Source organism: Occallatibacter sp. (assembly GCF_035317045.1).
Classification (GTDB): Bacteria; Acidobacteriota; Terriglobia; order Terriglobales; family Acidobacteriaceae; genus Telmatobacter.
This window is the reverse complement of the sequence record NZ_DATHHT010000013.1, coordinates 20,268-42,662: the sequence shown is the minus strand read 5'-3', so window position 1 is coordinate 42,662 and position 22,395 is coordinate 20,268. Positions and strand designations below refer to the sequence as shown.

The following is a 22,395-nucleotide window of genomic DNA, read 5'->3' as shown; positions in this document are numbered from 1 at the left end:
TGTCGGTCGTAGTCTCTTGAGGAGCCCGTCGGCAGTGCGAGCGCCCCACTTCTGCAAAATATAGATACTGAAAAGAGGAGTTTGTATGCTTGCTTTTTTGGTCGAGAGATTTCTCGCTTTCGCTCTGGCAGTCCGGTCCGGCTGGTTTGCGGAAGGTCGATTTTTGGGCAAGGTGCTGGATGAATGGATCTCCGACACCCAGGAATTCGTCCGTCTCAAGCTGCCGCACCTGGTCATCGCCGCGGCGATCGGATTCGCGCTTTACAGGGTATTAAGCATTATTACGACCCGGATGGTTCGCATCGCCGAATCGCACGCGGTCGCGCATAGCCGTATCGCGCAGGTCAGGACAATGGCAGGCGTGATGCGCGCCACCGGCGTGACCATCATCGCCGCAATCGTTACCATGCAATTCCTCGCGGCAATCGGCGTCAATCTGGCCCCATTGCTGGCTTCGGCCGGAGTTGCAGGCGTCGCCATCGGCCTCGCTGCACAGAACATCGTGCGCGACATGCTCAACGGAATCTTGATTCTCCTCGAAGACCAGTTCAACGTCGGCGACACCATCAGGATCGCCGGTGTTTCAGGTGTCGTTGAATCCATGACCCTGCGCAAGACCACACTGCGCGATGGCGATGGCACCCTGTATGTCATTCCAAATTCGCAGATCACAACTGTAGCCAACATGAGCGCCGACTACTCGGTAGCCACCGTTAATGTCAGCGTCGATTTCTCGGCAAACCCCGACAAGGTGACAGAACTGCTGAAGACCATCGCAATGGGTGTCCGCAACAGCGACGATTTCAAGAACTTGTTCATTGCCGATCCGCAGGTGCTTGGAGTCGACGCGGTGAAAGGATCGGAGCTGATCTTCCCCGTCGTCTTCAAGACTCGTGCAACCCAGCAGTACGCGCCGGTACGCGAGTTCAGGCGTCGCGTCCGGCTGGCGCTCGAAGAGAACCAAATGCTGCCGGGCGATCCCTATCGCGTCTACACCGGCAGTGCGGAAACCGCTCAGCGCCCCGCAAGTGCGGAGGGTGCTCCAGAGGCAAAACATGACCCCACAACGGTCAAGCCGCAGGAGTCCAATCCATTTAGCGGTGAATGAGGTTATCTTTTAGCCAAGTGCCTCGAGCAGGGCCTCCGCATCGGTCACCGGCGGCATGCATACCCGGTCGCGACAGACCAGCGCCCAGGCTTCATTCCCCTCAGGCCGGGGAACCTGCAGCACCGTCTCCGAGAGCGCTTCCGGAAGTCCGTCTGCAACCGCCTGCTGTGGCGTGAAATGAATCACAACCTTGTTCAGAGCAAAGCCCGCCACGGCGATGGTTTCAAGCTGGTCCGCTTCGGGGCCGCTCCCGACAATCACTACCTGCACCGGATCGAATATCAGTCGTTCGAGTGCAAGCCCGTAGCTACCTGCATAGAGACCAAAATGCTCCACGATCCCCGCAAACGATTCGAGCGTCTCCTCCGCGATTTCTCGATACTCTTTGTGCCCGCTTAACTCCTCAAGGCGCAGCAACGCTGCGGCGGCCGTCGGATTCCCTGCCGGCGTCGGTGAATCCTGCATCGGCTTGCGCCGTGCAGTCAGCGCCCCAAGCGGAGTTGTCCCATCCGTCCCCGCAGCGGAGTCGAAAAAAGCCCCCGCGGTCCGGTCGTAGAACTTCACGATCATGGCATCGGCCAGTTTCACCGCTGCCCGGTAATACCGCATGTCACTGCTTGCGATCCAGCCATCAATGCACGCATGCACCGTCATGGCATAATCGTCGAGCGTGCCCGCGACTCGCTCTGCGTGCATGGCGCTGTCCGATTCGCCGTAGGCGATTACATGCTGAAGCGACTCCGCTCCGTCCCACGCCTCAGACAAAAGCCGATCGAGCGTGAGCAGTGCAAACGCACGCGAAGACTCGGTGCGCAATACCCGGGCCGCCTCCAGATAGGCTGTTACCGCCATCGCGTTCCAGCCGGTGTACAAGGTTCTATCGATAAACGGCGTGGGACGCTTGGCGCGCGCTGCCAACAGCTTGGCCCCCGCCGAGGCGATGAGCCCCTGCACCTCTTCCGGCGATCGGCCGCACTGAGCGGCCACTTCGTCAATCGTGAAGTTGCGATGGAGCACGTTTTTCGCCGGATTATGATGCATGTCGCCGAGTTCGCCGATATCCCAATAGCGCGAAGCCACGGCAAGCTCATTGGCTTCGAGCACGGCGCGCGCCTCGTCCAGCGTCCACGTAAAGTAGTCGCCGTCGTCGTCCAGATTGATGTCCGCGTCCTGCGATGCATAGAAGCCCCCCCGCGCGCGATCGGTCATCTCCGCATCGAGCCACGCAACAATCTCCTCCGCTGTCTGGCGGAAGTCATCCCGCACAAAACTCTGGAATCCATGCACGTAATTGCGCAGCAGCTCGGTGTTGTCATAGAGCATCTTCTCGAAGTGCGGCACCACCCAGCGTTCGTCAACGCTATATCGATGAAATCCGCCCGCGAGTTGGTCGTACACGCCGCCGCGCGCCATCCGCTCAAGCGTGACCGTAAAGGCCTCGTGCGCTTCTGCATTGTCGCGGTTGAGCGCCACCTCCAGCAGCAGATCCAGAATCGACGGATGAGGAAACTTGGGCTGCGAACCGAACCCCCCGTTGCGTGGATCGAACTGTGCAACCGCCGACGCTGCGATCTTGTCGACCAGGGCCAGGCCCAGGTCTCCGCCCCGCGACGAAAAGCTTTCGTTATGCTCAATGGCGGCCATCACACTCGCGGCAGATTCCAGCGCTTCTTCGCGCCGCTCCTGCCACACCTGTGACATGGTCAACAAGACCCGTCCAAAACCCGGACGGCCGTAGCGATCGTCGCGCGGAAAGTACGTTCCACCGAAGTACGGCCGCCCATCGGGAGTAAGAAAGCCGGTCAACGGCCACCCGCCCTGCTGACTGATGGCTGAAACCGCCGCCTGGTAGCGCGCATCCACGTCGGGACGCTCATCGCGATCGACCTTTACGGCGACAAAATGATCATTGATGATGCGGGCGATCTCAGGATCCTCGTAGGACTCCCGGTCCATCACGTGGCACCAATGGCACCACACCGCACCGATATCCAAAAGAATCGGCTTGTTCTCAGACTGCGCCCGCGCAAAGGCCGCTTCGCCCCATGGGTACCAGTGCACGGGCTGATGCCGCGCGGAACGCAGGTAAGAGGAGGAAGCTGCTTCCAGTTGATTGGCGGCCGGAGACAACGATCTGTGCTCCATGGGCATGGGCCGAGAATACACGGATAGAACGTCGTCCTGCCACTCGCCGGCCGCCCCGACTCGCGGCCGTCAGGCTTGCGTGTGTTCCGGATTTTTTCGGTAAGACACTCAAACAACAGAGGAGAGGGCTAGCGCATCTAAGTGCGTCAATGGCAGGAACTGAATTCGGGGGGCCCGGAAATGAACCCGGAGAGAATTCAGGTTCTTCCACCCTTGCCCGAACATCCGACGCTGAAGGGATCTTGTGGGTCAATGAAAGCCGGAGAGAACCCGATGCACGAAGATGTTCCTCAGCCCAACTCACTAAAAGACACCATGCCGCCCGCCGCTGTCATGAGCCAGTTGATTAGCTCCTACGACTGGTCGACGACTCCGCTCGGCCACGTTGCCTGCTGGCCCGACAGTCTCAAGGCGGCGGTTCGCATCCTGGTCACTTCTCGCTTTCCGATGTGGATGGCCTGGGGCTCCGAACTGACGATGCTGTACAACGACGCCTACGCCCGTGTCACTTTGGGCGAGAAACATCCCTGGGCTCTGGGCAAGCCGGCGCCGGAAGTGTGGCACGAAATCTGGCCCGAGGTCGGTCCGCGCATCGAGCGAGTGATGACCACGGCAGAGGCTTCGTGGGATGAAACCCTCGGCCTGTTTCTCGAGCGCAGCGGATACTCCGAAGAAACCTTCCATACGTTCTCGTACAGTCCGCTTGCCGGACCGAACGACAAGATCGATGGCATGCTGTGCGTGGTGATGGAAGATACCCTGCGCGTGCGCGGCGAACGGCAGCTTGCATCGCTCACCTCCCTTGCCGGCGCTCTCGTCAATGCCAATACAAGGAAAGATGTCTGTGACGCGATCGAGCGCGGCCTGACCGGCCAGAAAGACATTCCGTTCGCACTTGTTTACACCTTCGAAAACAGCGGACCTACTCTATCCCTCGTCGCGCAAGCCGGCATCGACCCCGGTCATCCCGCCGCGCCGCGCGAGATCAATGCCGAATCCTTCAGCAGCTCTTGGCCGGTCGACATCCTCTTCAGCGCCAATCGCCCCATGACCATCGACCGGCTCGGCGATCTCCTTCCCGATCTGCCCACCGGCGGCTGGAACAAGCCTCCGAACCAGGCAAGACTCGTCCCAATGTTCCGGCGCGGCCAGGAGAAGCCGACAGGCGTCTTCATCGCCGCGCTGAACCCCTACCGCCAGTGTGATGCGAACTATGAAGGCTTCCTCGATCTCGCTGCAGGCCAGATTGCCGCCAGCATCACCAATGCCGAGGCCTATGAATCCGAGAAAAAACGCGCTGAAGAACTGACCGATCTCGACCGCGCCAAGACCGCTTTCTTCAGCAACGTAAGCCACGAATTGCGCACTCCCCTCACGCTGATTCTCGGCCCCATTGAGGATGCGCTGCTGAACCAAGTCCCTCCCTCGCCCGAGTCGCTGGAAATGCTGCACCGCAATGCCCTGCGGCTGCTCAAGCTGGTAAATGGCCTCCTCGACTTTGTCCGCATCGAGGTTGGCCGCATGCGTGCCAATTACCAGCCTACGGATCTGTCGGTTCTCACCGCTCAACTCGCCAGCGTCTTCCGTTCCGCAGTCGAGCGCGCTGGCTTGAACCTGATCGTCGAGTGCCCGCCCTTGCGCGAGCCCGTCTACGTCGATCGCGAGATGTGGGAGAAGATCGTTCTCAACCTGCTCTCCAACGCGCTCAAGTCAACCTTCGACGGCGAAGTCCAGGTCTCAATCTCCGCGGATGACACCGGCGCGCAGCTCACAGTGCGCGACACCGGCACTGGAATTGCCGAGAACGAGATCCCCCATCTCTTCGAACGCTTCAACCGCATTGATGGAGCGCGCCGTCGCAGTCACGAGGGCAGTGGAATCGGTCTCGCCCTGGTTCGTGAACTGGTTGAAATGCACGGCGGCGCCATCTCTGTTGAGAGCAAGCCGGACCGCGGCACCACCTTCCGCGTAAGTCTGCCCTTCGGCCATGAGCATCTCACCCATGGTCGTGTCGAACGGGATGCGAGCAGCCCGCTCGTCGTGCAGGGAACCGCTGTGGCGTATGTGCAGGAGGCCCTGGGCTGGATGCCCGGGCATGATCGGCTCAAAAGCCAGATCGCCGGTTCAGTAGCAGGCGATCAGGACGACGACTCCTCGCTCGGACTAGCCACGGCCAAGCCGGTTGTGCTTCTGGTCGATGACAACGCTGATATGCGCGAGTATGTCAGCTCCTTGCTGGCCGGAAAATTCGAGGTCGTGTCTGTCACAAACGGAAAACTCGCGCTCGAAGAAGTCGGCCGCCGTCCCCCGGCGCTCGTTCTGACCGACGTCATGATGCCCGAAATGGATGGCTTTGCCCTGCTATCCGCACTTCGCAACGATCCTAGCACCGCCACCATTCCCATCATCATGCTCTCCGCCCGTGCCGGCGAGGAAGCTCGCATTGAAGGCGTCGAAGCCGGCGCGGATGACTACCTCACCAAGCCCTTCACCGCTCGCGAACTGGTTGCCCGCGTCGATGCGCAATTGAAAATGGCGCGGATGCGTCATGAGGCGGCCGAACAAAAAGCCGTGTTGACTCAGGAAATCAATCGCGCCCGCCAGTTCGCAGGCGAGGCTCTCGAACACGTACCCGTCGCTTTCTGCACGCTCGATCGGGACTACCGCATCACTTACATGAATGCCGCGGCGCTGCAACTCGCCGCGCTTTCCGGCGAACCGCACATGGGCGCGCGCCTATGGGATTTGTATCCTGACCTGATTGGGAGCGCAGTCGACTCCAACCTCCGTCGCGCCATGGAAGCGCGCGTTCCCGTCGAGTTCGAACAGTTCTTCCCGGCTCCCGCAAATGAAACGTGGTTTCAGTTCTACGTCTATCCGCAGCCCGGAGAAGGCATCATCCTTTACTGCCGCAACACCACCGAAGCGCGCAAAGCCGAGCAGGCCCTGCGGCGGTCAGAGCAGTTGGCGGCCGCGGGCAGGCTTGCCGCAAGCATCGCGCACGAAATCAACAATCCCCTCGAGGCAGTCACTAACCTGCTCTTTCTGGCCAAAACCGATGCCGGCCTGTCTTCGAGTTCCAAAGACCTGCTCGAAATCGCCGACAAGGAACTCCAGCGCCTTTCGCACATCACGGCACGAAGCCTGAAGTTCTATCGCCAGCGAACTGCGCCCGCCTTTACCGCCCTCGATGAGATTATCGATTCCGTAATCTATTTTCACGATCCCGCTATTCGAGTGCGAAACATTGCCATCGAACGCCGTTATCACGCTGCACCGGCGGTCCTGTGCCACCCGGGAGAGATCCAGCAGGTTTTCACCAATCTTGTTTCGAATGCTCTCGATGCCCTGCCGGCAAAAGGGCGCCTCGCCCTCGCGGTGCATCCCGCGCGCGATCGCTCTGGGATCGAGGGCGTTGCGGTCACCATCGCCGACAGTGGCACCGGGATGGACAAGCACATGTTCGAGCGACTGTTTCACCCATTCGTCACAACCAAGGGCGAAGCGGGGACAGGACTCGGACTCTGGGTCTCCAAGGGAATCCTCGACAAGCACAATGCCCGGGTTGCCGTGCGTTCCAAATCCGGCTTCGGCACCGTCTTCCGGATCTTCTTTCCGCTCGTTGCCCAGGCCGAGCCGCCAGCGCCGGTGCTTACCCAACCAGCGGCTATTCCTTCGCCAGTTCTTCCTTGATCGCGGCAATCAGCTCCGGAGCGTCGGGAAGCGTATCCGGCGAAAAGCGCTTCACTACTTCGCCTTTGCGGCTCACCACGAACTTCTCGAAATTCCAAAGCACCTCGGGGTCGGCGTTGGTCTCAATTCCGTATCCCTTCAGCTTCTCGCGAAATGGAACCTCTGAAACGCTGATCGCCTTCGGCTGCGCGGTCGTCAGCACCTTGTACAGCGGATGCTTGTCATCGCCGGCTACGCTGATCTTGCTGAACATGGGAAACCTCACGGCGTAATTCGTCGTGCAGAATGACTGGATATCTTCGTTCGTGCCTGGTTCCTGACTCTTGAAGTTGTTCGCCGGAAATCCTGCCACCACCAATCCCTGGCCGCGTAATTGTTCATACAGATTCTCGAGGCCCTCGTACTGCGGCGTAAGGCCGCACTTCGAAGCCACGTTTACCACAAGCAGAACCTTGCCTTTGAACTCGGCAAGCGATGCATCTTCGCCTGTGATCTTGTGCACGGGAACGTCGTAAACAGCGGTACTCATAATGAAATCTCCTGACAAAATTGCGGTTTGCTCTTTACTTGGATGCTGCTGAAATGGAATGGGTGCGCTCCATCACGCCAATAGCTGTCGACCAACCCGAATATACAACTCAACGGCTTCCGCCAGTTCCTTCTTCGCCAGCTTCTCAAACGGCGTGTGCGCCACATGGATCGATCCCGGCCCCAACAATAACGGCTCGCCCCAATTCGAAAGCTGTGGAATGTCGGTGGTGAATTTGGCAATCATCGTCGGCAAACCCTCCACCGCGCGTAACCGGACGAACGGAATCTCCAGCGTAAACTCCACCTCCGCCAGTTCGCCGGCAGCTTCGATCAGCGCCGCGCGCACTGGCTCTGAATCTCCAACTAGCCGCACCAGCACCTGAGCTTCAGCCTTGTCGGCGATCACATTGGGCGCATGCCCTCCATGAATCTGCCCGATGTTGAGCGTGCTCGGACCCACATCTTCGGTCACCGGCAAATCCAGTTTCAGCACGCGCCCCAACACCTCCACCAGTTTGTGCACGGCGCTATCCCCAAGCTCCGGGTAAGCCGAGTGCGCCATCTTACCCGACGCCCTGAACACGGCACGCAACGAACCCTTCGAGGCCAGCGCCAGCCGATTGTCGGTGGGTTCTCCGTTGATGAGAAAACGACTCCCCTTCGGCGATTCATTCGCCACTTTTGCCCCGGCGGAGTCCCGCTCTTCGCCGCTCACAAACAACAGGCCGACACGATATCCTTCGTCCCGCAGGGCCTCGGCCGCCGCCAGCTGCGCGGCAATAATGCCTTTGGCATCCGACACCCCGCGGCCGTAAAGAAACTCCGCGTCTTCACGAAATGGGATATACGGGGGGACCGTATCCATGTGCGTGGAAAAGACCAGGTCGGGCGTCTGCCCCGCGGTTCCGCCGTAAACATTCCACCGCTCTCCCCCTTCGGCACTCTCGTCCGGTTGCGGAACCGGCGTCTTCTCCACGGCCCATCCCCGCGCCGCCAGAAAATCCGCAAGAAAGTCGCCTACCCGACCTTCGTTATAGGTCGTGGATTCAATCTGACAGAGCTGTTCGGTGAAGCGAATCGGATCGAGCGGCGGGAACGCGAGCATGGTTCTGCCAGAATATCGCAGTCAGCGACAGCCACCTCGAGATGAGCCGCGATTCCAGACGGCGCGCATCGGCGGAATCGGATTCTCGCCGGTAGGTAACAGTGGCATGACGGCAATTTCCAGCGTCGGGGCGAACGGCGCGACGCGAAGTCGGCGTAAAATGGCATTTGGAATGATCTCCTCCGCCCCGACGTCTTTGTCGAAAACGAGTTCGGAAAAAAACACCTTGCGCACCGTCGATTTGCGCGGTTCTGCAGGACGGCTTGAGGCTCTGCTGAACGAAGGCGCATCCGACGCGCAGTTCGTCGGCCTCGTCAGCCACCCTCACCCGAAGGGCGGCGGCACCATGCACAACAAGGTCGTCTATCACGCTATGAAAGTCCTGAATGCTCCGGAGTGGAACCTGCGTTGGCCGGTGCTCCGGTTCAATTTTCGCGGCACCGGCATGAGCGAAGGCCAGCACGACGGACAGGCCGAGTCGACCGATGTGGTTGCCGCGCTCAACTGGCTCCACGCCGAATACAAGTTGCCGATCGTCCTCGTTGGGTTTAGCTTTGGCGCGGCCATGGCAATCGCCGCCTCTTGCGCGTCATCCGCACCCAGCGACGGCCCGAGTCTTCGCACGCTTGCCCTGCTGGGACTTCCGACCCACGGCTTCAAACGTTCTTACGAATACCCGCTCCTCACCAGCTGCACTCTCCCCAAGTTCTTTGTCAGCGGCGATCAGGATCAGTTCGCCACAAAATTGCAGCTGGAGCAGGTGTTTGATTCTGCCGCGGACCCCAAGACCCTCGTGCTCGTCCCGAATGCCGATCACTTTTTTACCGGCCATCTCGACGAGTTGCAGACCGCCCTCGCCGCCTGGTTGAAGGAGCAGATACGATGACGCCGGCCAGTGATACCGCGCTTGATTTTCTCCATGCCCGCGCCACCGAGTTCTTTACCGGCGCGCTTGAGGCAAGCAGCATCGAGTCCGCATTTGATCGCCGCATCCGCTTCGAGGGCAACACACTCAAGCGGTTGATTCCCGACGGCAGCGGTCCCGACGTCATCCATCTCTCCCAGTTCAAGCGAATCTTTGTCATTGCTCTGGGAAAAGCCGCTGGCCCCATGCTCGAAATCCTGCTCGACCGCATGACACGCCGCAAGGGCCTCCGCGGCATCTGCAGCACCAAGTACGTCCCCAAAAAGCGCAACTGGCGCTTCCGCTACTTCGAAGGTGGGCACCCTTTGCCAAATGAGGAATCCTTCGCCTCCGCACGCGCCGCGCTTGCCATGCTGAAGAAGGCGAAGAAGGATACGCTGGTCTTCTTCCTGATCTCCGGCGGCGGTTCCGCCATGTTCGACCTGCCTCTCGATCCTCAGATCGGCCTCGACGACACCGTGGCATTTCATGAAGCGCTTCTCGGCTGCGGCGCACCCATCAATGAGATCAACACGCTGCGAAAGCACTTCAGCGCAGTGAAAGGCGGCCGCCTCGCCATCGCCGCTCCCGAGGCCATGAAAGTGTCTTTCCTGCTGCCGGATGTTCCCCTGCGGACCCTCGATGCCCTCTCCTCCGGACCAACCTCGCCCGATCATTCCACAGTCGATGAAGTGCACGAGATCATCGATAAATACGACCTCGCCCGCAAATTTCCTTCAGTTGTGCGCGCCTTCTTCGAGCGCACGGACCTTCCCGAGTCCCCCGGCAACAAAAGCTGGCGGCCACCATTTCTTGCCCGGTTTCAAAAAAACGAGCCGGCACCCGCACGCCGCTTCACTTCAGCCGTCAACCTCACCGGCGAAGACGAAGCCTTTCGCGATTCGGTCTTTGAACTCCTGTTGTCGAGTCACGACCTTGTCGAGAGTGCGCGGGTGCTCGCGCAAAAAGCCGGCTACTTCGTTGCGGTCGACAACTCTTGCGACGACTGGGACTATGCCGAGGCGTCCCGCTATCTGCTCGATCGCTTCCACGATCTGCGCGCTTTACATCGCCGGTTCTGCCTCATCTCCGGCGGCGAGGTGACCGTCACGCTGGATCGCACGCCCGGCGCGGGCGGCCGCAATCAGCAGTTCGCCCTGGCCTGCGCGCTCGAACTGGCTCATCATCCCAGCGAAATGCTTACCGTGTTCAGCGCCGGTTCCGATGGCATCGATGGCAACACACAAAATGCCGGAGCCATTGCCGATCCCACAACGGTCGCGCGCGCGGTTGCGTTCGGATTCGATCCTGAAGGCTCGCTGCGCACTTTCAATGCCTGTCCCTTGTTTACGGCCCTCGGCGATACCGTGGTCACCGGACCCACCGGGCATAATCTGCGCGACCTGCGGCTCCTGATCTCTGATAAGTCCTGAACCGGGGCCAGCCTTCATCGTTCGCTCCCCCGGGCCAGTCAGCCGGGGCTATGATGTAACTTCGATTCCTATTGAACTCCCACTCTACTCAGGACTCACACGTGGTTCGAAAAGCAAGTCGCAAAAACGCCGACAAGACCCCCGATATTCGGGCCGTGGCCGCATTGGCCAAGGTTTCCATCGCCACGGTTTCACGCACCATCAACGGCTCGCCCGTCGTCAGCGAAAAACTCTCCAAGCGCGTATGGCATGCCATCGAACAGCTCAATTATTTTCCCAACACCCACGCGCGCACGCTGGTTTCAGGCCGCAGCCGCCTCTTCGGCATCATCGTAGAAAACATTACCAACCCGTTCTTCCCTGAACTGATCCAGAGCTTCGAGGAGATTGCGGTGGCCCGCGGCTACGAGATCCTTGTCAGCTCCTCCAATAGCGACCCAGCCGTGCTCACCACATGCGTGCGCCGCATGCTTGAGCGCAAAGTGGAAGGCGTCGCGGTCATGACCTTCGGCGAAGAAGAACCTGTGCTCGATCAACTGTCTTTTCACGACGTGCCTGTAGTTCTTGCCGAGTTCAAGCTCGCGGAGCCCAAAGCCAGCACCATCGTCCTCGATTACGGCACCGGGATGCGCGCCGCTGTCGACCACCTCGCTGCGCTCGGCCATCGCAAAATCGGCTTTCTTGCCGGACCACGCAAACTGCATTCCGCCATCACCCGCCAGAACGACTTTCAGGCAGCGATGCAGGAAGGCAAACTGCCCATTCAGAAAAAGTGGATTATCGAATGCGACCATACCCTCAAGGGCGGCGTAGTCGGGTTCGGGAAGCTGCAGGCACTCAGCGCGCGGCCCACTGCAGTTATCTGTTCGAATGACATGACGGCCATCGGCGTTCTGCGCGCGGCCTACATGCAGGACCTTCGCGTGCCGCAGGACCTGTCCGTCATCGGACTGGATGATATCGACTTCGCCGAGTTCACGCTTCCGCCGCTCACCACCATCCGCCTGTCGCGCTCCGATCTGGCCAAGGCCGCATTCGAAGCGCTCCGCCAACATAGCGAAGGCCCGGGAAAGCCGGGCCTTCAGCGCGAGTTTCTCGTCTCGACCAGCCTCGTCGTCCGCGGGTCCACGGCGCCGCCGCCCGCCGGCGCGTGAGCTCCTGATCTGATTTTGCGAGTTACACCGGCTGCAGCATCTCTGCTTCTTCGCGCACCATCGAACCGCTCCGCACGGCGACAATCTCATCGTGAGTCTCGTCGGCCGCTTCGCGGCGATCGTGGTAAACTCTCGGCTCTCCAAAGTGCACATCGGCAAAGAAACCGGTAACGCCCAGCGCCTTCCAGAGATGGGGCACCAGCAGCGCATCTCCAAACCAGCACAGTTCCCGCTCCGGTGTCCCGTCGTCGATCACGTACCGTATGGTGGCCGTTGTTACCGGCACACCAGCCTCAACCGCCGGACTAAAAAGTCTTGAGTGAAATCGCAACACTTCACTGCCATCGGTACTGGTGCCCTCTGGAAAAAACAGCACCGGCAGCGGCCCCTTGAGTCGCTCGGCAACCTGCTCTGTCACTGCAAGTGCGCTCGATCGGCTCGATCGGTCGACAAAAAGCGTGCCGCAGGCTCGGGCCATCATGCCAATCACCGGCCAGCTGCTGATTTCGGCCTTCGCCACCATGACGCTGGGTACGATGGCCGCATAGATGATGGCATCAATGTGGCTGAGGTGGTTGGATACCACAAGTCCGCACGCGGGCGTCTGTCCGTTGACCCGCAAACCGACTCCCAGACTGGTTATCACCCGCCGCGCGGTCGCCTGAAACCACAGGCCCCTGCGCTCCGGCGTGAATGGGCCCGTCATGAGCATTAACCCCAGGCGAAGAATACTGACCGAAAGTGCAAAAACCAGCGCCACAGCGCGCCTTGGTCTCCTCAACCTCATCGCGTCAAAGGCGCGAGAAACCGATTACGCGCGGCCGGGGAGAGCATCTTCAGATCGAGCAGAGTCAAAAAATCAATCGTGCCAAACTCGCGGTCCCACGCCGGCGGTGCGCAGATGCGCGCTCCGATGGTCAGGTAGGTCTTCAATAACTTGGGAACCTTGGTTGGTGTCGAAAGATTATGCGGGTCCGGCGATATCTGTGCATCCCTTCCCGCCTGTTCGGTTGGACATTCGTAAGGTGGCGTCGGCACCGTCTCAAATTCCGGAGAGACTCGATACTTCTCGAGTTCGCGATACATCAGCGACCCTTCGGCCGGATCCTTTGAATTCAAGGAAGAGCAACCTATCAAATAACGAAGCCCCATATCATGAGCATACTGCGCAATGCCCCTCCATAACAATGTAAGTACCTCGGGCGTCCGATGTTCGCGATCGATCGATGCCCGGCCAAGTTCCAGTATGTCGCGGCGCAAAGGCTCATAAGGTGCGAATTCAAATTCCTGCGCTGAGTAATAGCCTAGATTGAGTCCGGCTGTACTTCCCGCTTGCATGCGATAAGTGCCCACAACGCGCCCATCGGTTTTGTCTTCGACAAGCAAATGCTCGCAGAAAACATCGAAGTGATCGGTATCGATTCCCGTCTCGTACGAGCGCTCCAGCCCTTCGCCCAATTCAATGTTGAACACCCTGAAACGCAGCCTGCATGCGGCTTCGCGATCATCTGCGCTCTGGGCCAGCCGCAGCCTGTAGCGGCCAACTTCAGCGTAGATGCTCGGCTTTACCGGCGAGACCGGTGCCGCTGCAAAGGAAAAAGAATGGGAGGGGTCCACCGCGGGGGTGGTAGGAGGTAAAAGTGCGAACGGAGCCTTCTCCCTGCTTGCGCAATCACGGGAGTAGTATCCGGCAGCGATTGTAAGAGGAAGATGAAGGGAACGCAAAAGAAATGCAAAAAAATCTCTGTCTTCAAAGTGAAAGTGCCGCCAAATGTGACCTCTAGAAGAGATGTACCCGCAAAACCATGTGATCTATCTCACATACGAGACGAGTTAGATTCCCCGCATCGCGACTGAATTTTCAGTTGTCACCAAATATACTTTGTGATACAAAGTAAATTCATGAAGCCGATTCGACGTTCCCTCGCCGCCCTGGAATTGCTACTCGTTTTCCCAGCAGTTCTATTTATGACTGCGCTATTTGCACGCGAGATACAGCCTCAGCGATACGAGCCGGCACGTACGGCGCGGCGCATCGTCGACTGGTACGCATCGAGCGCGCACGTCGGCTTGTGGCTTCTGCTAATTGCAATGCCCCTCTCTGTCCAAATCATCGGATCGGCGACGCTCATGCGCGAGTGGCGCCGCGATCCCGAGTTGTGCGACGCTACATTGAAAATTCTGGGCCTGATCCGCGCTCACGCCTCGACCCAGCTGATCGCCGGCACGACAGTTACAGCGAGCGGAATCCTTGCAATCGTCGCGTTGCACATGATCACGGATTGAGCCGATTCATTACGTCAGGGAAAAATGCTCGGATAGATCAGGTTTCGAGACGATCATGTGAGCACATCGTCGGCAATCTGTTGGTCTCTTGTCTTCGTCCTCGCCCATCTGGAGGCACCCACGATTCTGGTTTGCGGCTGGCTCAGATGGATGGTAGCCACGACCTGGCCCTAAGATCAGGCCCCGACACGATATCCTCTCAGCCGGTCCGCGACCATGCCAGGGGCGCACCAAAAGCAAAACGTGGCCAAATCGGCCACGTCTCGCTTCACTACCCCAGGAAAACCCTCAGCAGCATCCCCCCGCAATCGAAGGAATCACCAGCACCTCATCCCCTTCCTGGAACGCGTACTTATCATTCCCCAGGAATCGGATATCTTCTTCGTTGACATAGAAATTGATAAACCTGCGAATCTGCCCATCTTCGCCGCGCAGATGTTGCCGCAGCGCAGGAAAACGCCCCTCAATATCCGTCACAAGTTCCGGCAAATTCGACGCCGTGCTTGAAATTTCACGTACGTTGTTGGTGTGCTTTTGAAATGCGTTTGGCAGCAAAACTCTAACGGCCATGGATCTCCTCCGCCAGGCTCAGGCCCTGGCTGGCAGCATTGCGCTCTTCCACAAAATTCTCAAAATCCGTCAGCCGCGGACGAATCGCCGCACTCTGCTCGTACGCTCCGCTCAGGCAATCGGTCGTCTTCAAACCGTTGCCGGTAATGCATGTAACGGTCAACTCATCCGGCTTGATCCGCCCATGTGCATACAACCGCGCCGTCACGGCCGTGGTTACGCCGCCCGCAGTCTCCGTAAAGATGCCTTCCGTCTCAGCGAGTTCCTGGATAGCCGACACAATCTCGACATCCGAAACATCCTCCGCCCAGCCTCCGGTTCCGCGAATCACGCGCGCCGCATACATGCCGTCCGCAGGATTCCCGATCGCCAGCGACCGTGCAATCGTGTTTGGCCGCTGCGGTTCGATCACGTCCGTTCCGCCCTTCACCGCCTTCGCAATCGGCGAGCATCCCGTCGCCTGCGCTCCAAAGAACCGCACCGGCTTCTCATCCACAAGCCCAAGCTCGATCAGTTCGTTGAATGCCTTCTTGATCTTCGTAATCAACGAACCGCCGGCCATCGGCACCACAACGTTATCGGGCAATTTCCACCCAAGCTGCTCGGCAATCTCGAATCCAACCGTCTTCGATCCCTCGGAGTAGTAGGGCCGCAGGTTCACATTCACAAATCCCCAGTTATAGCGATCGGCGATCTGCGAGCAGAGCCGATTCACGTGATCGTAGTTGCCCTCCACGCGCACCAGCGTCGCCCCATACACCTGCGTATTCAGAATCTTCGCCGGCTCCAGGTCCGCCGGAACCAGGATGAACGTCTTCAGTCCCAGCCGCGCCGCATGCGCCGCCACCGCATTCGCCAGATTGCCTGTCGAAGAACACCCGACCGTGTCGAATCCGAAATCCTGCGCGTTCGCGAGCGCCACGGCCACCACGCGATCCTTGAAACTCAGCGTCGGCATGCACACGGCATCGTTCTTGATGTAAAGATTCTTCGCGCCAAACTGTGCGCCCAGTCGCGGAGCCTTCACCAGCGGCGTCAGTCCCGACGGCGTCTGCGGAACGTAGCTGTCCGCAACCGGCAGCAGCGCCCGGTAGCGCCACATGTCCAGCGATCCCTGGGAGATGGTGTCGCGGGTAAAGCGGGTCCGGGCATACTCGAAGTCGTAGGTCACCTCGAGCGGAGAAAAGCACTCATCGCAGATTGAAAGCGGCTGATGACCATAGGTCTTGCCGCATTCCCGACATCGCAACCAATACGCAGTCGTCAAAGGTCCCTCGCTGTTTGCGAGTGACACGAGAAGCTCGAGCGCGTGACTAGCCCGAAAAAGAGTGAACGTGAATTGACTCGAAACTACCTGCGAAGCTGCTAAAGCATAGGGTGCTGAAGCAACCCCCGAATCTCATGTTCCCCGTCTCCGGGCAAGAGTTGACACCATACTCCCGTTTTGCGCGGGCAGGTTGTCGTGGCGTCACAGGGCTCGTCCCTCAGCCACTCTGCATGAAACTCAGGCTTGCCCTTTGGGGGCAAACTTGAATATTTAGTTTGTACCACAGCCCGGCTGACGCCGCAAGTAACCACTCAGCGAACGGAACCCAACCCCATTTGAATGGATGAATTTGACCCGGGAAGGGCGAGCGTCAGAAAGGTGGGTGGTCCGGCGCCTGCCCTGCGCGAAGTTGAAGGGTCTCGCTTTTGAGACCTCGGCTCGAAGTAGATCAGTTCGTATAAATCCTCACGTAATCCACCTGCATGTCGCCCGGGAAGACCGTCGTCCCATCCACGTTCCCCGGCCAACTGCCGCCCACCGCGAGATTCAGAATAATGAACTGCGGTCCCTGGTCGAAGGGCCATGTCCCGGGGAAGTTCGCCGGCGTGAATGTCGCATACACGTTGCTCGGATCATCCACGTAGAATTCCACCTGCCCCTTGCTCCAGATCATGCCGTAGGTATGCCAGGCAGCCGCCGAAAATCCGTTCGGATGATATTGCTGGGTGCCATTGGCTTCGCTGGCGCTGGTTCCCCCATGCACCGAACCCGCAATCCAGTCGTAGCCCGGCGGCGTCCCGCCCGCATACGGTGGAGGATTGCTCCCATCGATATGCTCCATCACATCGAGTTCGCCGCAGCCAGGCCAACTGAGCTTCACAATGTTGTTCCCAAGCAGCCAGAACGCCGGCCACATTCCCTGGCTCTCCGGCAACATCATGCGGGCCTCGACGCGCCCGTACATGAAGCTGAACTGCCCCTGTGTCTTCAGTCGCGCCGAAGTGTACGTCGTACCCGAAAGATGGCGCGCCGTGATGTGCAGAAGTCCGGTGGTATCGATATACGCATTCGGAGTATTCGGATCGCAAGGAGCCGTTCCCGACCCGGCCGCACAATATGTTTCCTGCTCGTTGTTTCCGCAGCACTGGAAGCCGGTGTCATAGGCCCACACCTGCGAATCCGGCAGCGCGTTGCTGGTTCCCGAGTTCGAAAACTCGTCGCTCCACACCAGCGTGCCCGAAGCGATATTCGGCGCAAAGCTCTGCGAAGCCACCGCACTCGTCGTAGAGCCCGACGCAGTCGCAATCGCTTTCACGGTCATGTTCGACGCCACCAGAAACGGCGCTTCATACACCTGCGATGTCGTCGTCGGAGCCGAACCATCCAGCGTGTAGTAGATCGTGGCGCCGCTCGTGGTGTCGGCCAGGCTAACAACCTGCGCACCGGCCTGCGCCGCAACCGCAGTCACAGTGGGAGTCGCCGCCGGAGTCGGCGTGTTGCCCCCGCCACTACCGCTACCGACCGTACTTCCCCCGCCTCCACCACAGCCGCAAATCAATGCGCTCGCTAAAACCAAAACCGTCAACATATCAGCCCTCATCTGCACGTGAACTCTCCCATCAGATGTCGCATAGGCGTGCACTACCGCACCGCCCAACATCGAAGCATTCGGCGTCTGACAGAGTCAATCATTTTAAGCGCGCCTGGATGTGACTTCCGGCACAATTCGTCAGGAAAATTCAGGCGGTCCATTCTCTCTACAGTCAGCGCGACGGATCGTAATTCAAATTCGGCGACAGCCAGCGCTCAGTCTCGGCGACGCTCAGCCCCTTGCGCTCCGCATAGTCGGCTATCTGTTCGCGATCGATTTTGCCCAGGGAGAAATAGCGCGCTTCAGGATGCGCAAAATAAAGCCCGCTCACGCTCGATCCCGGCCACATCGCAAACGACTCGGTGATGCGGATTCCAGTCTTCGCTTCCACATCGAGCAAACGCCAGATCGTTCCCTTCTCCGTGTGATCAGGACACGCCGGATATCCCGGCGCCGGACGGATGCCGCGATACTTCTCCTGGATCAACTCCGCGGGGCCGTATGTCTCGACCCGTCCATAGCCCCACTCATCCCGCGCCCGCTTGTGCAGGCACTCGGCAAATGCCTCTGCCAGCCGGTCCGCAAGCGCCTCCGCCATGATGGCGTTGTAATCATCGTTTTCCGCACGGTAACGATCAGTCAGCGCTTTCAACCCGATGCCGCTCGTCACCGCGAAAGCTCCCACATGGTCGCGTAAACCCGTTGCCTTCGGCGCAACGAAATCCGCCAGCGACCTGCACGGTTCACTGCCCTCGCGATTCGCCTGTTGCCGCAGGAAATGCAGACTGTCCAATTTTCTAGTCCGCGTCTCATCCGTGAAGAGTTCAACATCGTCGCACACCGCCGCTGCCGGAAATAGCCCATAAACACCGCGCGCGGTAATCATCTTCTTCTGGACGATCTGGTCAAGCAGCGCGTTGGCTTCCTTGAAGATTTGCCGCGCCTGCTCTCCTTGTTTCTCGTCGTCAAAGATGCGCGGGTAAACGCCCTTCAGTTCCCAGGTATGAAAGAACGGCGTCCAATCGATATATTCCCGTAGCGTCGCCAGCGGAAAATCGTCAAGCACGCGTACTCCCGTGAACTCAGGAACAGGCAGATCCGCCGCCCGCCACTCAATCGGCGTCCGCCGCGCGCGCGCCTTCTCAAGCGCAATTGTCTTCTGCTGAGGCACCGCATGCGCCTTGCGCACTGCCTCGTACTCCCTGCGATGCTGCGCCACAAATTCCGCCCTGCCATCGTCGCTCAACAGACTCGTCGTCGCCGGAACGGCGCGGCTTGCATCGATGATGTGGATGACCGGTTCGCTGTAGTGCGGCGCAATCTTTACCGCCGTATGCGCACGGCTGGTCGTCGCTCCGCCAATCAGCAGTGGCACCTTGAACTGCAACCGCTCCATCTCCCGCGCCACGTGCACCATCTCGTCAAGCGACGGTGTAATCAATCCGCTCAGCCCGATGATGTCAGCCTTCACTTCCCTGGCGCGCTCCAGGATCTTCTCTGCTGGAACCATCACGCCAAGATCGATCACCTCGTAGTTGTTGCAGGCCAGAACTACGCCCACGATGTTCTTGCCGATGTCGTGTACATCGCCCTTCACCGTTGCCAACACGATTTTTCCCTGTGCCTTCACAACCTGGCCCGCAGCCTCCATGGCCGCCTTCTCGGCCTCCATGAACGGGAAAAGATATGCAACCGCTTTCTTCATCACGCGTGCCGACTTCACCACCTGCGGCAGAAACATCTTGCCTGCGCCAAACAGATCGCCGACAACGCTCATTCCCGCCATCAGCGGGCCTTCAATCACCAGGAGCGGCCGACCGAGCTTCGCGCGCGCTTCTTCCGTATCCAATTCGATGTAGTTGTCGATCCCCTTCACCAGCGAATGTGTCAGCCGATCTTCCACCGTCCCGTTGCGCCACTCCTCCGTCTTCTTCTCCGTCACCACGGCGCCTTCGCCCTTAAGCGTTTCGCCGTAGTCAACCAGGCGCTCCGTCGCGTCGGGCCGCCGATTCAGCAGCACATCTTCCGAGAGTTCTTTTAGCTTCGGATCTATCTCTTCGTACACCTCGAGCATGCCGGCATTCACAATGCCCATGTCGAGGCCCGCTGCAATCGCGTGATACAGAAACGCCGAATGCATCGCCTCGCGCACGCGATTGTTGCCGCGGAAACTGAACGAAATATTCGAGACGCCGCCGCTCACCTTCGCATGCGGCAGGTTCGCCTTGATCCACCGCGTCGCGTTGATAAAGTCGACCGCGTAGTTATTGTGCTCCTCCATCCCTGTCGCGACAGTAAGGATATTCGGATCGAAGATAATGTCCTCGGCCGGAAACCCGACCTTGTTCACAAGGATCCTGTAGGCGCGCTCACACACGCGAATCTTGTCTTCGAAACTCGCTGCCTGTCCCTGCTCGTCAAATGCCATCACCACTGCAGCAGCGCCATACTTCAACACCGTCGCCGCATGTTCGCAAAACTTCGCTTCGCCCTCTTTCAGCGAAATCGAATTCACAATGCCCTTGCCCTGCAGACACTTCAGCCCAGCCTGAAGCACGGCCCAATTCGACGAGTCGATCATGAACGGAACCTTGGCGACTTCCGGCTCGCTTCCCAGCAGTTGCAGATACCGCGACATCGCCGCGACCCCGTCGATCATCCCTTCGTCCATGCAGATATCGAGGACATTGGCGCCACTCTCCACCTGCTGCCGCGCGACGCTCACGGCCTCCTCAAATTTGCCGTCCTTCACCAGACGCGCAAACTTCGGCGAACCGGCCACATTGGTCCGCTCGCCGATCATGATGAAAACCCCGGCTTGCTGTGTAAACGGTTGCGATCCTGACAGGCGAAGAGGCTTCATGCGGCAACACCTTCGTTCGCATCGGACTCTGGCTCCGCCCGCGCGCCCATCTTGCGCGGGGGCAAGCCCTCCAGTGCCTTCGCGATCGCCGCAATATGCTCCGGTGTGTTGCCGCAGCATCCGCCCGCAATATTGATCAGCCCAGCGTTTGCGAACTCGCTCAGATAGCGCGCCATATCCTCCGGCCCCAGATCAAACCCCGTCGCCGACAGCGGATTCGGCAACCCAGCGTTCGGGTAGCACGAGATCGCCACGTTCGCTTTCTCCGACAACTCCAACAAAAACGGATACATCAGGTCCGGTCCCAGCGAACAATTCAATCCCACGGCCAGCGGCTTCACATGCTCCACCGCATTCCAGAAAGCCTCGGTGGTCTGCGCCGAAATCAACGTCTCTCCGCCGCGTCCCACCGCCGCCGAAATCATCACCGGCAATTCCTTGCCACTGGCGGTCAGGCCATCCTCATCAAACACCTCGCGAATCGCCACCAGCGCCGCCTTGGCATTCAGCGAATCGAAGATCGTCTCCACCAGCAGAAAATCAACCCCGCCCGCGATCAGTGCCCGCACCTGCTCGGCGTAAGCGGCCTTCACCTGGTCGAACGTTACCGACCGAAATCCCGGATCGTTCGCATCCGGCGAATTCGACAACGAAACTGTCAGCGGCCCGATCGATCCTGCCACAAAGCGCGGCCTTCCGGTCTCCTTCGCGACGCGATCCGCCCACTCCCGGCAAATCTTTGCCGACACCTCGTTGATCTCCCACGCGAGGCCCTTTAGAAACGGGTCATTAATGATCTTCTGGTAGAACTCTGGATCCTTCCGTCCCCCATGCTCTCGCGGGTCGTCGACAAAGAACTCGCTCTGCGAAATGGTCGTCGCGCCAAACGTGTTGGTCTCGATGATGTCGGCCCCGGCCTCGAGAAAGCGCCGGTGAATGTCGCCGATCATCTGGGGCTGTGTCAGGACAAACAGGTCACCGTTGTTCTTCAAATCCTTTTTTGCATCCTTGAACCGCTCGCCGCGGATGTCCGCCTCGGTCATGCCATAGGTGCGGATGGTCGTGCCCATGGCGCCATCAATGATGGCGATGCGCTTTTTCAGAATCTCCACCAGGGGATGTTCGGATGTCGTCGTCATATCTCTTTGATGATTGTATGAGGCTTACGGACCAAGGCGGCGGTTCGAAGCAGGGAAAAGGAACATTCGGGGATTGGATCGAGAGATTGCCGGCCTGAAGTGCTTCGAACGGCGGAGTCGCTACCTCGCTGCCGCAATCGCACTTACCGGCAGCAGCATATCTTCCTTGCGCATCACCAGGTTCGTGGCGTTCAGGCTGGCCAACTCAAATGCGTGTCCGTGCGTAATCGCATCGGTCGGGCAAGCCTCCACGCAGTATCCGCAGAAGATGCACCGGTTGTAGTCGATGTTGTAGACCTTGGCGTACCTTTCCGACGACGAAATTCGCTGCTCCTCGGTATTCTCCGCTGCTTCGATGTAAATGCAATTTGCCGGACAGGCTGCCGCGCACAAAAAACATGCTACGCACTTCTCCAGCCCGTTCTCATCCCGCTGCAGCACATGCCCGCCCCTGAAGCGCTGCTCAAATACGGCACCCCGCATCGGGCCCTTGCCGTCGGGATAGTTCTCCACATGTGTGGGTTGCAGCATTTCCCCGAAGGTGATGCTCATCCCCTTGGCAATCGCGGCGATATTGCGCACAACCGACATAGCCCCAGTATACGA

At 59.3% G+C, this 22,395-nt stretch carries 18 protein-coding genes and 1 riboswitch; of the genes, 6 read left to right on the top strand and 12 right to left on the bottom strand.

Annotated features, from left to right (window positions below):
- Positions 1 to 85: 85 nt before the first annotated feature.
- Complete coding sequence (locus tag VK574_RS06250; RefSeq protein WP_472798965.1) at positions 86 to 1,108, top strand: mechanosensitive ion channel family protein; 1,023 nt, start codon at positions 86 to 88, stop codon at positions 1,106 to 1,108.
- A gap of 9 nt (positions 1,109 to 1,117) precedes the next feature.
- On the opposite strand, the gene VK574_RS06245 is transcribed toward VK574_RS06250, so the two are convergent.
- A complete protein-coding gene (locus VK574_RS06245; RefSeq protein ID WP_472798964.1) occupies positions 1,118 to 3,238 on the bottom strand; it encodes a thioredoxin domain-containing protein in 2,121 nt (706 codons plus the stop codon).
- A 288-nt stretch (positions 3,239 to 3,526) separates the two neighbouring features.
- Here VK574_RS06245 and VK574_RS06240 point away from each other — a divergent pair, with 288 nt between their 5' ends.
- Complete coding sequence (locus VK574_RS06240; protein ID WP_472798963.1) at positions 3,527 to 6,946, top strand: ATP-binding protein; 3,420 nt, start codon at positions 3,527 to 3,529, stop codon at positions 6,944 to 6,946.
- On the opposite strand, the gene VK574_RS06235 is transcribed toward VK574_RS06240, so the two are convergent.
- From VK574_RS06235 to VK574_RS06225, 3 genes are all read right to left on the bottom strand, one after another.
- Positions 6,921 to 7,475 carry a glutathione peroxidase gene (locus VK574_RS06235; RefSeq protein ID WP_472798962.1) on the bottom strand — a complete coding sequence of 185 codons (555 nt, stop codon included), beginning with the start codon at positions 7,473 to 7,475 and terminating at the stop codon, positions 6,921 to 6,923. The genes VK574_RS06240 and VK574_RS06235 overlap by 26 nt on opposite strands.
- A 72-nt stretch (positions 7,476 to 7,547) precedes the next feature.
- Positions 7,548 to 8,582 (bottom strand): M20/M25/M40 family metallo-hydrolase, encoded by a 1,035-nt coding sequence (locus VK574_RS06230; protein ID WP_472798961.1) that lies wholly within the window; start codon positions 8,580 to 8,582, stop codon positions 7,548 to 7,550.
- Between the two features lie 21 nt (positions 8,583 to 8,603).
- On the bottom strand, positions 8,604 to 8,816 hold the full coding sequence (locus tag VK574_RS06225; protein WP_472798960.1) for a hypothetical protein: 213 nt from the start codon (positions 8,814 to 8,816) through the stop codon (positions 8,604 to 8,606).
- On the opposite strand from VK574_RS06225, the gene VK574_RS06220 reads away from it, so the two are divergent.
- The 3 genes from VK574_RS06220 (at position 8,809) to VK574_RS06210 (ending at position 12,073) form a co-directional block, all read left to right on the top strand.
- On the top strand, positions 8,809 to 9,468 hold the full coding sequence (locus VK574_RS06220) for an alpha/beta hydrolase (RefSeq protein ID WP_472798959.1): 660 nt from the start codon (positions 8,809 to 8,811) through the stop codon (positions 9,466 to 9,468). The genes VK574_RS06225 and VK574_RS06220 overlap by 8 nt on opposite strands.
- On the top strand, positions 9,465 to 10,919 hold the full coding sequence (locus VK574_RS06215) for a glycerate kinase type-2 family protein (RefSeq protein WP_472798958.1): 1,455 nt from the start codon (positions 9,465 to 9,467) through the stop codon (positions 10,917 to 10,919). Before VK574_RS06220 ends, VK574_RS06215 begins: the two co-directional genes overlap by 4 nt.
- Before the next feature lie 101 nt (positions 10,920 to 11,020).
- Positions 11,021 to 12,073 carry a LacI family DNA-binding transcriptional regulator gene (locus tag VK574_RS06210; protein WP_472798957.1) on the top strand — a complete coding sequence of 351 codons (1,053 nt, stop codon included), beginning with the start codon at positions 11,021 to 11,023 and terminating at the stop codon, positions 12,071 to 12,073.
- Positions 12,074 to 12,095: 22 nt separating this feature from the next.
- Here VK574_RS06210 and VK574_RS06205 read toward each other — a convergent pair whose 3' ends face one another.
- Both VK574_RS06205 and VK574_RS06200 read right to left on the bottom strand, forming a co-directional pair.
- Positions 12,096 to 12,833: a lysophospholipid acyltransferase family protein gene (locus VK574_RS06205; RefSeq protein ID WP_472798956.1), complete on the bottom strand. Its 738-nt coding sequence runs from the start codon at positions 12,831 to 12,833 to the stop codon at positions 12,096 to 12,098.
- Positions 12,834 to 12,856: 23 nt separating this feature from the next.
- Complete coding sequence (locus tag VK574_RS06200; RefSeq protein ID WP_472798955.1) at positions 12,857 to 13,690, bottom strand: GNAT family N-acetyltransferase; 834 nt, start codon at positions 13,688 to 13,690, stop codon at positions 12,857 to 12,859.
- A 351-nt stretch (positions 13,691 to 14,041) separates the two neighbouring features.
- On the opposite strand from VK574_RS06200, the gene VK574_RS06195 reads away from it, so the two are divergent.
- Entirely contained in the window at positions 14,042 to 14,359 is a 318-nt protein-coding gene (locus VK574_RS06195; protein ID WP_472798954.1) for a hypothetical protein, read from the top strand.
- A 288-nt stretch (positions 14,360 to 14,647) separates the two neighbouring features.
- On the opposite strand, the gene VK574_RS06190 is transcribed toward VK574_RS06195, so the two are convergent.
- The 6 genes from VK574_RS06190 to nuoI all read right to left on the bottom strand — a co-directional run bounded on the left by VK574_RS06190 (position 14,648) and on the right by nuoI (position 22,380).
- Positions 14,648 to 14,929 carry a MoaD/ThiS family protein gene (locus tag VK574_RS06190; RefSeq protein ID WP_472798953.1) on the bottom strand — a complete coding sequence of 94 codons (282 nt, stop codon included), beginning with the start codon at positions 14,927 to 14,929 and terminating at the stop codon, positions 14,648 to 14,650.
- A complete protein-coding gene (thrC, locus tag VK574_RS06185) occupies positions 14,919 to 16,196 on the bottom strand; it encodes a threonine synthase (protein ID WP_472798952.1) in 1,278 nt (425 codons plus the stop codon). Before thrC ends, VK574_RS06190 begins: the two co-directional genes overlap by 11 nt.
- A gap of 129 nt (positions 16,197 to 16,325) precedes the next feature.
- Positions 16,326 to 16,433, bottom strand: a riboswitch (SAM riboswitch).
- Between the two features lie 211 nt (positions 16,434 to 16,644).
- On the bottom strand, positions 16,645 to 17,784 hold the full coding sequence (locus tag VK574_RS06180; protein ID WP_472798951.1) for a chitobiase/beta-hexosaminidase C-terminal domain-containing protein: 1,140 nt from the start codon (positions 17,782 to 17,784) through the stop codon (positions 16,645 to 16,647).
- 175 nt (positions 17,785 to 17,959) lie between these two features.
- Positions 17,960 to 20,650 carry a methionine synthase gene (metH, locus tag VK574_RS06175; protein ID WP_472798950.1) on the bottom strand — a complete coding sequence of 897 codons (2,691 nt, stop codon included), beginning with the start codon at positions 20,648 to 20,650 and terminating at the stop codon, positions 17,960 to 17,962.
- Complete coding sequence (locus tag VK574_RS06170) at positions 20,647 to 21,789, bottom strand: homocysteine S-methyltransferase family protein (RefSeq protein ID WP_472798949.1); 1,143 nt, start codon at positions 21,787 to 21,789, stop codon at positions 20,647 to 20,649. The genes metH and VK574_RS06170 overlap by 4 nt, the downstream gene beginning before the upstream one ends.
- 120 nt (positions 21,790 to 21,909) lie before the next feature.
- Positions 21,910 to 22,380, bottom strand: coding sequence for an NADH-quinone oxidoreductase subunit NuoI (gene nuoI / locus VK574_RS06165; protein WP_472798948.1), 471 nt, complete (start codon positions 22,378 to 22,380; stop codon positions 21,910 to 21,912).
- Positions 22,381 to 22,395 lie beyond the last annotated feature (15 nt).